General features: G+C 67.6%; 13 protein-coding genes and 1 pseudogene. 4 read left to right on the top strand and 10 right to left on the bottom strand.

What is annotated here, in order from left to right; translation table 11 throughout:
- Entirely contained in the window at window positions 1-636 is a 636-nt protein-coding gene (locus HF680_RS00310; RefSeq protein WP_185223716.1) for a DUF2799 domain-containing protein, read from the bottom strand.
- Window positions 637-719: 83 nt separating this feature from the next.
- Here HF680_RS00310 and HF680_RS00305 point away from each other — a divergent pair, with 83 nt between their 5' ends.
- The gene (locus tag HF680_RS00305) at window positions 720-1,739 is read left to right on the top strand and encodes an RluA family pseudouridine synthase (protein ID WP_185223715.1); all 1,020 of its coding nucleotides are present in this window, start codon (window positions 720-722) and stop codon (window positions 1,737-1,739) included.
- A gap of 230 nt (window positions 1,740-1,969) precedes the next feature.
- A complete protein-coding gene (gene rpoH / locus HF680_RS00300; protein WP_026108409.1) occupies window positions 1,970-2,857 on the top strand; it encodes an RNA polymerase sigma factor RpoH in 888 nt (295 codons plus the stop codon).
- Between the two features lie 47 nt (window positions 2,858-2,904).
- On the opposite strand, the gene HF680_RS00295 is transcribed toward rpoH, so the two are convergent.
- The 6 genes and pseudogenes from HF680_RS00295 to HF680_RS00270 all read right to left on the bottom strand — a co-directional run.
- Window positions 2,905-3,684, bottom strand: coding sequence for a response regulator (locus HF680_RS00295; RefSeq protein ID WP_185223714.1), 780 nt, complete (start codon window positions 3,682-3,684; stop codon window positions 2,905-2,907).
- Window positions 3,685-3,823: 139 nt separating this feature from the next.
- Window positions 3,824-5,119, bottom strand: a complete 1,296-nt coding sequence (locus tag HF680_RS00290; protein WP_185223713.1) for an adenylosuccinate synthase — start codon at window positions 5,117-5,119, stop codon at window positions 3,824-3,826.
- 75 nt (window positions 5,120-5,194) lie between these two features.
- Entirely contained in the window at window positions 5,195-6,355 is a 1,161-nt protein-coding gene (locus tag HF680_RS00285) for a phosphoserine transaminase (RefSeq protein ID WP_185223712.1), read from the bottom strand.
- A gap of 46 nt (window positions 6,356-6,401) precedes the next feature.
- A complete protein-coding gene (locus tag HF680_RS00280) occupies window positions 6,402-7,328 on the bottom strand; it encodes a DnaJ C-terminal domain-containing protein (RefSeq protein ID WP_045810446.1) in 927 nt (308 codons plus the stop codon).
- Between the two features lie 90 nt (window positions 7,329-7,418).
- Window positions 7,419-8,975: a GTA baseplate fiber-binding domain-containing protein gene (locus HF680_RS00275; protein ID WP_394353518.1), complete on the bottom strand. Its 1,557-nt coding sequence runs from the start codon at window positions 8,973-8,975 to the stop codon at window positions 7,419-7,421.
- 84 nt (window positions 8,976-9,059) lie between these two features.
- A pseudogene (locus tag HF680_RS00270) lies at window positions 9,060-10,024 on the bottom strand (phage major capsid protein); the annotation flags it as partial.
- 166 nt (window positions 10,025-10,190) lie between these two features.
- Between HF680_RS00270 and HF680_RS00265 the strand changes: the two are divergent.
- Entirely contained in the window at window positions 10,191-10,517 is a 327-nt protein-coding gene (locus HF680_RS00265) for a hypothetical protein (protein WP_185223711.1), read from the top strand.
- Between the two features lie 6 nt (window positions 10,518-10,523).
- On the top strand, window positions 10,524-11,318 hold the full coding sequence (locus tag HF680_RS00260) for a hypothetical protein (protein ID WP_185223710.1): 795 nt from the start codon (window positions 10,524-10,526) through the stop codon (window positions 11,316-11,318).
- Between the two features lie 115 nt (window positions 11,319-11,433).
- Here the strand turns inward: HF680_RS00260 and HF680_RS00255 are convergent, their stop codons facing one another.
- Genes HF680_RS00255 through HF680_RS00245 form a run of 3 tightly spaced genes read right to left on the bottom strand, consistent with a single transcriptional unit; the run spans window position 11,434 to window position 13,067 of the window.
- A complete protein-coding gene (locus HF680_RS00255; protein WP_185223709.1) occupies window positions 11,434-12,309 on the bottom strand; it encodes a hypothetical protein in 876 nt (291 codons plus the stop codon).
- Between the two features lie 57 nt (window positions 12,310-12,366).
- Window positions 12,367-12,816 carry an HK97 family phage prohead protease gene (locus tag HF680_RS00250; protein ID WP_231576594.1) on the bottom strand — a complete coding sequence of 150 codons (450 nt, stop codon included), beginning with the start codon at window positions 12,814-12,816 and terminating at the stop codon, window positions 12,367-12,369.
- Between the two features lie 17 nt (window positions 12,817-12,833).
- A complete protein-coding gene (locus HF680_RS00245; protein ID WP_185223708.1) occupies window positions 12,834-13,067 on the bottom strand; it encodes a hypothetical protein in 234 nt (77 codons plus the stop codon).
- Window positions 13,068-13,075: the final 8 nt, after the last annotated feature.

The raw sequence follows: 13,075 nt of genomic DNA, 5'->3' as shown, positions 1-13,075 counted from the left end.
TTAGACCGGGTAGCGGCCGCTCAGTTCGCGCCGTACCCGTCGAACGTCCCATTCCGCCTGATCCAGCGCGTCGCGGGCCTCCCGGGCATTGCGACGCGCATCGCGGATCTCGCCTCTGACCTCCTGAATGCGGTCACGAATGCGCTCCCGCTCCTCGTCCGTCAGGCCTTCGCCACGCAGTTCGCGCTCCTTGGCCTCCAGCTTGTCTTCGCGGTTCTCGATCCGGGCCTCGGCGCTGTTCAGCGCGCTTTCCGCCGTCTGGTACGCGTCCTCGACCTCATGCAGCAGTCGGCCGTCACGATAGGCCGGCAGAAACGCCTGCTCCTCCTCCGGCCGACAGACGCCATAATAGGTATTGCCCGCCCGCCCCTCCTCCCAGCCGCGCTGGAAGGTGCAGTAGGTCCGCAAGCCATCTTCACGCGCCGAGCCATAGGCAGCCGGGTTGGGTGCGATCTGAAACTTGGCGCAGGCCTTGGCGTGGTCGTCCAGTCGCGTCATCGGATAGCCTGACGCCCCGTCCGCATAGCCCTTCTCGCCCCAGGCCCCGGCCAGGCATTCGTCCTTGCTCATGGTGGTGCAGCTGCTCAGCAGCGCCGCTGCGGCGAACGCGCCCCCGGCGATCATCAACCGCTTCATCGGATGTCCCCTACGCCCCCAAGCTTGACTATCACCTCACCCGCGCCCCTCGCGCAAGCGGCCGGTCGTGCTAGGGAGACGACGTGTCCGCCCATGATCTGATCGATGACGACGAAGACCCTGCAACCGGCGCCCCCGCCGAGGTGCTGGAGGCCCGCATCGCCGCGGCCGGCGTTCGCCTGGACAAGGCCCTGGCCGGCGCCTTCCCTACCCTGTCGCGCGCCCGGCTCCAGGCCCTGCTGGTCGAGGGCGCTGTCAGTCGCGATGGCGCGGTCCTGACCGGCGGTTCCGCCAAGGCCCAGCCCGGCCTCTATGCCGTCGCCCTGCCGCCCGTCGCGCCGGCCATGCCTCAGCCCCAGGCCATCCCCTTGATCGTCCTCTACGAGGACGCCGACCTGATCGTCATCGACAAGCCCGCGGGCATGGCCGCCCACCCCGCGCCCGGCACGCCCGACGGCACCTTGGTCAATGCGCTGCTGGCCCATTGCGGCGACAGCCTGTCGGGCATCGGCGGCGTCGCCCGCCCCGGCATCGTTCATCGGCTGGACAAGGACACGTCCGGCGTCATGGTCGCCGCCAAGACAGACCGCGCCCACGCCGGCCTGTCCGCCCTGTTCGCTGCGCACGACATCGAGCGCACCTACATCGCCCTGACGCGCGGCGCGCCATCGCCCGCGACCGGCCGCATCCACACCCGCATCGGCCGCTCCACCAGCGACCGCAAGAAGATGGCGGTCCTCAAGACCGGCGGTCGCGAGGCCATCACCGACTATGTCGTCCAAGCGACCTTCGGGCAGCCCGCGAAAGCTGGCGGCGCCCCCATGGCCGCGCGCGTCGCCTGCACCCTGCACACCGGCCGCACCCATCAGATCCGCGTCCACCTGTCGTCCAAAGGCGCGCCGATCCTCGGCGATGCCACCTACGGCTCGGGCAGCCCCGCCATACCCGTTCGCGCCGCCATCGCCGAAGCGGGCCTTGAGCGTCAGGCCCTGCACGCCGCCGTGCTGGGCTTTGTCCATCCTGTCACGGGCGAGGCGCTTCGCTTCGAGACCGCGCCGCCGTCTGACATGCAGCATCTCGAAACTCGCCTCGCCGAACTCTGAACAGCGGCCGGTCTGGGCCGGTCTTGAATAGCAACTGACAAAGTTCTATATAGGACGGCGATCGGCGCAAGTGGCGCCAGGGCAACGGTCACGCTTTCGTGTGACGATCCGCCTCTAAAAATGGCGGCAACCCATCGCTACTTTACCGGTTGAGGGGTGAGACGTCGGCGCACACACCGTGGCCGATGACGAAGAGCCCGCTCGTTCAACACGGTCGGAGGGACCTGTATATGGCTGCCAATAGTACGCTCGCGGTGATGTCGCCTGAACAAGGCCTGTCGCGTTATCTGACGGAAATCCGCAAGTTTCCGATGCTGACCAAGGATGAGGAGTTCATGCTCGCCAAGCGTTGGTCCGAGCACCAGGACCCCGAAGCCGCGCATCGACTCGTCACCTCGCACCTTCGTCTCGTGGCCAAGATCGCCATGGGGTATCGCGGCTACGGCCTGCCGATCGGCGAAGTCATTTCCGAGGGCAACGTCGGCCTGATGCAGGCCGTCAAGAAGTTCGACGCCGACAAGGGTTTCCGCCTGGCGACCTACGCTATGTGGTGGATCCGCGCCTCGATCCAGGAATACATCCTGCGCAGCTGGTCGCTCGTGAAGATGGGCACCACCGCGGCGCAGAAGAAGCTGTTCTTCAACCTGCGCAAGGCCAAGAGCCAGATCTCGGCCTTCGAGGAAGGCGATCTGCATCCTGAACACCTCGCCGCCATCGCCACCAAATTGGGCGTGACGGAGGAAGAGGTCACCAACATGAACCGCCGTCTCGGCGGCGACGCCTCCCTGAACGCCCCTCTGCGCGCCGACGGCGAAAGCGAGTGGCAGGACTGGTTGGCCGACGACACGGCCGTGTCCCAGGAAACCCAGCTCGCCGACGACGAGGAAAAGGGCATCCGCATGAGCCTCCTTCAGGAGGCCATGGAAGAGCTGACCGATCGTGAGAAGCACATCCTCACGGAACGTCGCCTCAAGGACGATCCGGTCACGCTGGAAGAGCTCGCCGGCCAGTACGGCGTCTCGCGCGAGCGCGTGCGTCAGATCGAGGTCCGCGCCTTCGAGAAGCTGCAAAAGGCCATGCGCGCCGCGGCCGAAGAGCGGAACCTGGTCGACGCCTGAGCAACTCGGTCCGCTTCGCCTTCAACGGCGCCGCGGACCGTCTATCGTCACGACGCGCGCGCCACCGGCGCCGCTTCATTGGCCGCTCTCGCAGCGGCCACCACCGTGCCGATCGGCTGGGCCAATCCCGCCTTCGTCACCTGACCGCTGGCCACATAGGCTTGGAGGGTCGCGACAGCCATCGCCAGCCGGGCGTCCGCCGTCTTGATGGCCAGACCGTTCAGCGTCTCGGCCTGTTGGCGAATGGCGCGCGTCGCCTGCGACGGATCCTGCTCGAACTGCGACATGGCCGAAACCAGGATCCGCGACGCCTGGTCGCGGATTTCAGCGGCGCCGCCTCCGGCTGCACCATCGCTGCGGCGCTTGCGGGCGCCTGAATATTCACCTGAGTTAAACCGGCGACGATCCGGTCCGACATAGCCCACCGCCTCGATCCAGGGCCGGGGCTTCAACGTCACATTCTCGACCCGCTTGAACAGGTCGCCCGTCGTGAACGGCTTTCTCAGGAACTCGTGGATGCCGGCGTCGCGCGCGCCCTTGATCGCCGCAGCGGTCGCCTCGCCCGTCACCATGATGATCGGCGACATGCGGCACGACATGCTGGAACGCCGAATGCGCCGCGCCAGCGTCTCGCCGTTCAGCCTGTCTCCGGACCGTTCTGTAAAGATCACGCCCGGCTCGACGTCGCGCAGCAGCTCCAGCGCGCGTTCTTCGTCACCCTCTGCATAGACCTCGCGCGCACCCATGCCCTTGACGATGTCCGTCAGCAGTCGCGCCGACGACAGATTGGCGTCCACGATGACCACCCGACGAAGCGCAGGCTCCATGCGGCTTATGGTTCTGGCGTTTGCGGCGAACACATCAGACTCCGAGTTTGGAGCCGTTATCCTTACCGCCCACGGGTTAAGACCTGTTGAATAGGTCTTTCTGCGTAGTCCGCCGCCTCACGCCGCCCCTTCCAAAGCCTCAGCCCTGGAACGGATCGCGCATCAGAATGGTGTCGTCGCGCTCGGGGCTGGTCGACAGCAGGGCCACCGGCGCGCCGATCAACTCCTCGATTCGGCGCACATATTTGATGGCGTTGGCGTTGATGTCCTTGAAGCTGCGGACCCCGGCGGTGCTTTCGCTCCAGCCCTCCAGCTCTTCGAACACCGGCTCGGCCGCGCCCTGGGCCTTTAGGCTTGAAGGCAGATAGTCCAGCACCTCGCCATCGACCTTGTAGCCGACGCAGATCTTCAGCGTCTTCAACCCGTCCAGCACGTCCAGCTTGGTCAGCGCAATCCCGTCGATGCCGTTGATCGCCACGGACTGGCGCACCAACACGGCGTCGAACCAGCCGCAGCGGCGCGCGCGGCCGGTATTCACCCCGACCTCGCGGCCCACGGTCGCCAGATGCTCGCCAACCTCATCATTCAGTTCGCAGGCGAACGGACCTTCACCGACGCGCGTCGTATAGGCCTTCACGATGCCCAGCACATAACCGACGCCGCGCGGTCCGATGCCCGAACCCGCCGCCGCTTGGCCGGCCACCGTGTTGGAGCTGGTGACATAGGGATAGGTGCCGTGATCCACGTCCAGAAAGGCGCCCTGCGCCCCCTCGAACAGCACCCGTTTGCCGTCCTTCTGCGCCTGATCCAGCACGCGCCAGGCCGGTTTCACATAGGGCAGAATCTTCGGCGCGATCTCCAGCAACTGCGCCAGCAGCGCGTCGGGATCGATCGGCTCCAGCCCCAGACCGGCGCGCAGCGGATCGTGGTGCGAGCGCAGCCGGTCGATCTTGACCTTCAGATCATCTTCATTGGCCAGATCGCAGACCCGGATGGCGCGACGCCCCACCTTGTCTTCATAGGCCGGGCCGATGCCCCGCCCGGTCGTGCCGATCTTCGCGCCCGGCGCGCTGGCCGCCGCCTCGCGCGCGACGTCCAGCGCAGGGTGAATGGGCAGGATCAGGCAGGCGTTGTCCGCAATGGTCAGGATTTCAGGGCTGATCGCCACGCCTTGGGCGGCGATCTTCTCGATCTCGCCGACCAGATGCCACGGATCGACGACCACGCCGTTGCCGATGATCGACGGCTTGCCCTGCACGACGCCGCTGGGCAGCAGCGCCAGCTTGTAGACCTTGCCGTCCACGACCAGCGTGTGGCCCGCGTTGTGACCGCCCTGGAACCGCACGACCACGTCGGCGCGGTTGGACAGCCAGTCCACGATCTTGCCCTTGCCCTCGTCACCCCACTGGGCGCCGACCACCGCTACCTTCGCCAAAACCGTCTCTCCGCACTGGAATGCGGGCGCAGCCTATAGCGAGGGAATCGTCCGATGTCGTCCCGTCAGGCGGATTTATCCGACTTCGCCGACCGCCGTCTCGAACGCCCATTCCAGCCAGGGCGTCGCCGCAACTACATCGGCCGTCTCGACCGTGCATCCGCACCATAGGCGCAGTCCGGGCGGCGCATTGCGATGCGGCTCCATGTCGAACACGGCCGCCTCGCCTTCCAGCAGGGCCTTGAACCGCATGACGAAGGCCTTCTGCGCCTTGTCGTCCAAGGCCGCGATCCGCGCATCGGTGAACTTCAGGCAGACCGAGGTCGTCGACCGGATCTCCGGCCGATCCGGCAGGAAGGCGATCCAGTCGGTCCGCTCCACCCATTGCGCCAACGCGGCGTAGTTGGCGTCTGTCCGCCGGATCAGTTCGCTCAATCCGCCGATGTCCTTCGCCCAGTCCAGGGCGTCGATCCAGTCTTCGAGGGTCAGGATCGAGAAGGTGTTGATCACCACCCCGTCCGCCAGCGCCCGATCGAACCGTCCCTTGCCGTCGGTCAGCCGCAGCAGTTTCGGAATCGCCCGATCCGGTCGGAAGGTATCCAGCCGCTCGACCGCGCGCGGCGACAGCACCATCACCCCGATCCCCGCCTCGCCGCCCAGCGCTTTCTGGAAGCTGAAGGTCACGACATCCAGCTTGTCGAACGGCAGCGGCATGGCGAAGGCGGCGGAGGTCGCGTCGCAGATCGCCAGCCCACCGCGATCGTCGGCGATCCAGTCGGCGTCCGGCACCCGCACGCCCGAGGTCGTGCCGTTCCACGGGAACACCACGTCCTTGGACCAGTCGGCACGGCTCAGATCCGGCAGCTCGCCCCACGGCGCCGTCAGGGCCTCGGGCTCCAGCCCCAGATGATCCTTCACGTCGGCCAGCCAGGTCAGCCCGAAGTTCTCGAACGCCACGACCTGCACCGGCCGCGCGCCCAGCATCCCCCACAGCGCCGCCTCGACCGCGCCTGTGTCAGACCCCGGCGTATACAGCATCACATGGCTGTCAGGCACTTCCAGCACTTCGCGCGTCAGCCGCAGGCCATGCGCGAACCGCTCCACCACTTCCGGCGCGCGAATACCGCGTCCCAGCAGGTCGGACGGCAATCCGCCCAGCGCATAGCCCGGCCGCTTCGCCGTCGGCCCTGCCGAAAACCACGGCCGCGCGGGCTTCACATCAGGCTTCGTGCTCATGCTCTCTTCCTTTGGCGCAACCGCGCTTCACGCTGCTTGAGCGCGCTCACCGCCCCGGCGTATAAGGCCGCTTGGCCCGCCAATCCTCTGCGAAGGCGGTCAGTTCGGCGTCCGGCGCATCCGGCAGCGTCACCATCACCCGCGCCAGCAGATCGCCGCGCCTGCCTTGCGCGAACGCGCCGCGCCCCTTCAGCCTCAGCACCTTGCCCGAGTTCGAGCCGGCCGGCAGCGTCATCTGCACCACGCCCTCCGGCGTCGGCACCCTCACCTTGGCGCCCAGCACCGCGTCGGGCACCGACACCGGCAGATCCATCGTCAGGTCCGCCCCGTCACGCTTGTAGATCGGGTGCGGTTCGATCCTCAGTTCGATCAGGGCGTCGCCGTTCTCGGCCCCGCGCCCCGGCGATCCCTGGCCGCGCAGGCGGATCGTCTGGCCTTCCGACGCCCCCTTTGGAATGGTCACGTCCAGAGTGCGCCCGTCCGAGAACTGAATCCGCCGCGTCGCCCCGGCGATGGCGTCTTCCAGACTGATGTCCAGCGTCGCCTTCACGTCCTGACCGCGTGAGGTGAAGTCCCTCGCGCCGCGCTGACGCCCGGCCCCGCCGAACATGCCGAACAGCTCGTCCAGATCAACGCCTTCGAAGTTGGCCCGGCCGCCCGGCCCGCCGCCTTGTCCGAACGGATTGCCGCCCTGGCCGAACGGGCTGCCGCCGGCGCGACCGCCCCCGCCGAAGCCGCGATACTGTTCGTTGCCGTCGCCGTCGATCTGGCCGGCGTCGTATTTGGCGCGCTTTTCCTTGTCGCCCAGGATGTCGAAGGCCGCCGTCACCCGTTTGAACTTGTCCTCGGTGATCTTGTCGCCGGGGTTCTTGTCGGGATGCAACTCCTTGGCGAGCTTGCGATACGCCTTCTTGACCTCGTCCGCGCTCGCGCCCTTCGAAACGCCCAGTTCCTTGTAGGGGTCGCCTGCCACGTCCGTTGTCACTCCAGCTGAAAAACGTCGAGAGGCCGTCAGTTAAGCCATGCCCCGCCCCGCGCAAAGGGCTGGACCCGCCCTATTTCGTCAGACCCGCCGGATTTCCGCCTCCACCTCTGCTTCTGAGCCCCACCCGAACCCCTCGCCCCACTGCGCCACGGCGATCCGCGCCGTCGATGTCGCGCCTTCTGGGAAGTCCGCCGCCAAGTCGATCGCAGAATAGGATGCCGACAGCCCCTCGACCTCCATCGTCCGAACCACGACGTCATTATCAAACACGCGCAGCCGGAACCGCACCGGATCGACCGTGGTCGATTCCCCATCCCAGCTGTCGCCGAACAGCCGCACGCGCGGCGTCCATCGGATCGCCAGCCCCTCGGCCGACGTCTCGACCATCAGGCCGCACGGCGACCACGGCCGATCATGCACGCCCTTCGCCACGAACAGGGTCTCGCTGAAACCCGAACCGCCCGGCGCCGCGCCAGCCGGCCCCGCGCGACAGACCAGCGGCAGTCCTCGCTCGCCCCGCCCGATCTCCGCGCGCGCCAGCCGGTCGTCCAGAAAGACCACGACCGCCCCCGCCCCGGCGCCCGCCCGCATCTCCACCTCGGTCCCCTGCTGCCCGCGCAATAGACCCGTCAGCCGCCACGTCCCCGGTCCGACCAGCACAGCCGACCGATACTGCAAGATCTCCCAGCCCACAGCCGTCTCGACCGCCAGCGCATTGCCGCCGCCCAGCACCGCCGCCTCGACCGCGCTTTCCGGCGCCTCGCCCTCGACCCGCACCACTATGGCGTTGGCCTCGTCCCAGCGGTGCCGCACGCCCGGCCCCAGCGCCTCAAGCAGCACCCCGACCGTCGCCGGCGTCTCCACATCGCCCCTCGCCGTCAGGGTCTCAGCGGTCGGCCCCGCATGCAGCCGCATCGTCCGCCACGGCTCGGTCGCCACAGCGATCAGGGGCCGCGCGTCCGTATCACTCCCGATCAAGGGCGGCAGCTCCAATACCTTCAGAAACGGCGCCCCGACCACGACCGGCGTCTCACCCCCGCGCCAGACGCCGTCATCCTCGACCATCCGCCGGGCCGTCACCGGCTCCAGCACCGCCGACGGCGTCTCATCCGACGTGACCCGCATCACGCGCCAGTCGCCCGACCGACCCTCCAGCCGCACCCCGTCGCCCGGCTCCAACCGCAAGGCCTCCAGCGGCCCCAGCGCCAGCGTTCTCGCCTCCATGCCCTCGCCGTCCAGCGCCCGCTGCGCCGCCGCCGTCGCCAGCCCGCCGCCGCACAGCAGCGGCAAGTCCAGATCGACCCCGCCCGCCGTCGCCGACGCATCGTCCGACCTCACGACCACCGCCCCAGTCTGATAGTCCGCCGTCTCGTCGATGAACCGCACCCGCGCCTCGCTCGCCCGGGGCTCCCGCGTCCGCGTCGTCGTTTCCGCCGCCCCGCCATCGGGCAGAGCCAGCGCCTCGCCCGTGATCTCGACCACCGTCTCCACCCGCCCCAAGACTGCGACCTTCCCGTCGCGCTCGGCGGCCACGGCGTCGAACGCCGCCAGCAGGGGTTCCAGCGCATCCCGCGTCCGCATCGGTCGGTCGATCACATAGCCGGCCGCCGCCCCCTCGACGCCCTCGATGGCCATCTCGTCGGGCGACAAGCCGCCTCGCGCCAGCACCGCCTCGATCAGATCGCGCCCGTCGCCCGCCAGCCGTCCGTTCAGCCGCGTCGCCGGCTGCCAGATATAGTTGCCGTCCGCGTCCTTGAACTTGCGCACGGCCGAGACCGTCTTTCGGTTCATCACGAACCGGCCGTTCGGTCGGTACTGGGCCTTGGGCGCATAGATCAGGTCGATCAGGCGATCCGCCGGACTGGTCGCTGCAAAGCCGCCCGCCGCGCCCGAGGGGACATAGCCTATTGGCCCCAGGCCTGGCCCGCGTCCGCCACAGTCGGATAGGACAGCAGCCCCTTGGGCTTGTTCACCCCGTCGCCGTTGACGAAGGCCTGGGTCTCCTGCGCCGCAAAGGCGTCCTCGACCTCGGCCGCCAGCCATTCGTCCAGATCGACCATGGCGTCGTCCAGCAACGCCTGTGTCGCCGCCGGATTGGCGTAGAGATCTGCCGACGGAAACTCCAGAAGGGCCAGGGTCGCCGGGTCCGTCTCGGGCCGCGCGGCCGTCTCCGCCACCCAGCCGCAGGCCACGCCCGCCGTCGACACCGGCTTTCTGAACACGCCGGCCGCCACGGTCCTGACCGTCGCGATCTCGCGCATCGGACTGGCCGCCATCAGACGCCGCTCGATGGCCCGCTCGGTCTCATAGGGCACGACATAGCCGCCCGAGGTCGCGCCGCCCGACAGACCCGCCTTGACCTCCAGCGCGCCAGACTGACCTGTCTTCAAGTATCCATCCCACGCCGCCTTCGCCTCGGGCGCAGACGCCGGTTCGGCCGGTTCGCCGCCGAGCGCCGGTCGACGGCTCTGACTCATCATCCGATCCAGCCGCGCCTGGGCCGAGGCGACCGCCTGGTCGATGCGCGCCACCTTCTCCTCCAGCAGCACATCGGCCGCCGCCTTCTTCTCGATCTCGCCCAACCGGGCGTCGTTCGCCCCTTTGAACGCCTCGAACGCCGCCATCATCTCGCGCACGACATCGCGCGCCTCGGGCTGGCCCGAAGCCTGTTTGGTCTCTTTCATGATATCTCCTGCTGAAACGATCCTCCCCCGCGATGCGGGGGAGGGGGACCGCCGAAGGCGGTGGAGGGGGCGGCCGCGTCGCGACCTTCCCATTTCGCGAGCGGCCGTCATCGACCGCCCGAAACCTGTGATTGCGGCGGCTTCAGGCGACCGCTAGGCTCGTTTCATGCCCGCGCCGATCTTCGTCGAAGCCGATCTCTACAGCCCGCTGCTTCATGCAGCCGCGCTGATCCTTTTCGCGATCCTCTTTCCGCCCGGCACGCTTTCAGCAGGGCCGCGACGCCTGGCCCGCTGGCCATGGGCGGCGGCCAGTGGCTTTCCGGTCATCGTCTACACGGTTGCCGATATCGTCCTGACCGCCCTGCATCGCGGCGCCGAGGCTGAGGGCGAAAGCGGCCTGCCCTACCGCGCGGCGCAGATCGCCATACTCGTCCTGATCCTCGGCATCGTGGTTTTGGTGCTGCGTCGCAATGCTGCATCCAAGTCGTCCTAGCGCTCCATGTCCCACCTGACGCCCCTCGAAAGCGCCGTCATGGACGCGATGATCTGGCAGATGGGCGACAGCGTGCCGGACCTGCGCGCCCAGGTCGCCGCCAGTTCGCCGGGGCTGCGTCGCAACACCGGCGCCGGCCTCTATTCCCAGATCGTCGTCGATGCGGACCGCGCGACCGCCAACCCGGACGCCACCGGCCTGTTCGGCACGGTCCATGCGATGGTCGCCGGCCTGCCCGACCCCGTCGGCTTCCAGATCGAGCTGCGCCAGGGCCGGCTGACGGCCCTGCATGGCCAGAGCTACGGCCAGGACACCCGCGCCATCGACTTCTCGACCACCGCCTTCGAAGAGATTTTCACCGTCGACGAAGCCGGCCGATCGATCCTGTTCCGCCCCGCCCGGCGCGCGTCCGATCCGATCCCGCCCAAGGCAAAACCCGCCGCCCAGGCCGCACCGAAAGCTCAACCCAAACCCGCCCCCAAACCTGCTCCCAAAACCTCCGATCACACCCTGCCGTCCGCCGCAGCGGCACCGGGCTTGGCCGAGATCATCGCCGGCCTGTCCAACCCCACAGCGTCGCGCGGCGGCCAGCTGGCCCTGGTCTATCTTGGCGCCTATGCGCTGGCGGCCGTCTTCATCCTGTTCGCCCACCTGGTGCTGCACGTCGGCTGGATCTTCGGCCTGGTGCTCGCCGGCTGGGCCTTGCGCTATCTCCACGGCAAGAAGGGCCGCGCCCAGATGGCCGCCCTCGCCGAAACCCTCGACCGCAACGGCGCTTTTCAGGCCCTCAAGCCAAACTGAACCGCGCCCCCGGCAGCATCGGAACGTCACCACCATTCTCGGCTATGATGGAGCGCCCACAACGGACGCCGCTAACGTCAGTTATGGGTGGAAAGCGGACAGCCGCCAACCTGCTTCAAGACCGGTTTGTCCCTCCGGAAGCGACCCGCTCCACTGTGTCGGTTCGCCGATCTTTCTCCGACACCCCATCAGGCTTTACCGTATCCAGCGTTGTTACGACCGTTCGCCGCATCGGGTTCCCCGAAGCATCAACATCAAACGTGACCTCAACAGTTCCAGAGACAGTCTCTTTCGAACGTTCGCTAAAGGCGGCCTCGAACGTCACCGGATTCTGCGTAATTTCGCCGACGACCACGTCACTTTCGGCGCGCTCCCTGCGGACAGCGTCGGCATCGACCGCCAACCTCACAGAGTAGACCGCGCCGCCCGGCCCCTTGGATGTAAGAGACAAAATCCCGGAACCGACAGTTTGGGGATGCCGATAGGTTGCACCCTCCCGCAGATTGACGTTGAGCAGGTTGATGGCTGCAATATCGGCGATCACAGACTCCGGATCGCACTCGATGCGAAACGCATTCCAGGTAAAAATCCAGCGTCCGCACATGTCCCGCGACATCTCCGACGCCTTAAGCCAGCGGTCGACGCGTTCATCCAGCTTATCGCCATTCAGCAGCCGGATGGCGCCGTTTGATTGCTGGAGAATCCGCGCCGGAAATTTCCAGTCCCGGGCCCTATCCTCAGCGGTTGCGTCACTCGGTAGATCGAATTCCAACTCAAGCCCGGCGTTACTGACGGCGATCACCCGCTCCAGCAGAACGTCTTGTCCGCTTGAGCTACTGGAGGAGCCATCGCTACTCTGCTTGGAAGTCACATAGGAGATGATGACCTCGTGCTCCTCACCCACTGCAGGATGGGGTTGGGGTGACAGTCCGGGTGCGGAGTTGGCTGTCAGCGAGGCTGTTAGCCCAGCGATAATCGCGAACCAGTTCATTCCAAGATCATGAACACCGTTCGTTTGGATGACAACGTCGGTCAGGGTCGAAAGCCGTCATTCGGTCACGACCCTGAACCGCGCGCCCGGCAGCATCGGAAACGTCACCAGCGACACCTCCCACAGCTCGACCGCGCTCAGTACGCGCAGCCGTCCCTGACGCCGGGCCCGCGCCGTGCGGTAGCCGATCGACAGCCCGTCCAGCGCCCCGGCCCGGCTCAGCGCCCCGGCGAACCGCGCCTCGGCCGACCAGTCCTCGATCCGGCCGCGCACGAAGAGGCCGCGCGCATCCTCGACGATTTGCTCCCAGATCCCGACCGGCGCCCGCGCATCGTGCTGGTTCAGCATCCGCACCCCCTCAACCCCCGTCCTGGCCAGACTGTCCGCAAACGCCCCCGCCTGCACCACGTCCCCGTTCAGATCCGCCACGCCCCACAGCGAGGCGTAGCCTTCGATCTCAAGGGGTGAGTGGTGGATCGTGACACGTGAATGCTTCTGTCGAGTCACCAATCGCGATTCACCACTCACGTCCCACCCTCCAACCTACGCTCGATCCGCTCCACGGCCGCCGCCGTGGCCTCGCCCTGGACCTCCAGCCGCGCCAGCCGTTCGGCGACCAGCCTCTGCTCCCCGACCCGCTGCTCCAGCGTCGCGATCCGCGCCGCGGCGCCCCCGGCCCAGACCAAGCCGCCCACCGTCTGCACCACGACGGCGATCAGCAGCGCCGTCGGCACGCGCCGGATTTGATGTTCGGTCATTTCGCTCT

Source organism: Brevundimonas huaxiensis (assembly GCF_014218725.1).
Classification (GTDB): domain Bacteria; phylum Pseudomonadota; class Alphaproteobacteria; order Caulobacterales; family Caulobacteraceae; genus Brevundimonas; species Brevundimonas huaxiensis.
The sequence above is the reverse complement of the archived record's forward strand: the minus strand, read 5'-3'. Positions and strand labels throughout refer to the sequence as shown.

Bases quoted from the DNA above. Each gene is read 5' to 3' on its own strand.
- HF680_RS00310 (WP_185223716.1), bottom strand. From the start codon at position 636: ATGAAGCGGTTGATGATCGCCGGGGGCGCGTTCGCCGCAGCGGCGCTG.
- rpoH (WP_026108409.1), top strand. From the start codon at position 1,970: ATGGCTGCCAATAGTACGCTCGCGGTGATGTCGCCTGAACAAGGCCTG.
- HF680_RS00295 (WP_185223714.1), bottom strand. From the start codon at position 3,684: ATGGAGCCTGCGCTTCGTCGGGTGGTCATCGTGGACGCCAATCTGTCG.
- HF680_RS00285 (WP_185223712.1), bottom strand. From the start codon at position 6,355: ATGAGCACGAAGCCTGATGTGAAGCCCGCGCGGCCGTGGTTTTCGGCA.
- HF680_RS00275 (WP_394353518.1), bottom strand. From the start codon at position 8,975: ATGGCCATCGAGGGCGTCGAGGGGGCGGCGGCCGGCTATGTGATCGAC.
- HF680_RS00265 (WP_185223711.1), top strand. From the start codon at position 10,191: ATGCCCGCGCCGATCTTCGTCGAAGCCGATCTCTACAGCCCGCTGCTT.
- HF680_RS00260 (WP_185223710.1), top strand. From the start codon at position 10,524: ATGTCCCACCTGACGCCCCTCGAAAGCGCCGTCATGGACGCGATGATC.
- HF680_RS00255 (WP_185223709.1), bottom strand. From the start codon at position 12,309: ATGAACTGGTTCGCGATTATCGCTGGGCTAACAGCCTCGCTGACAGCC.
- HF680_RS00245 (WP_185223708.1), bottom strand. From the start codon at position 13,067: ATGACCGAACATCAAATCCGGCGCGTGCCGACGGCGCTGCTGATCGCC.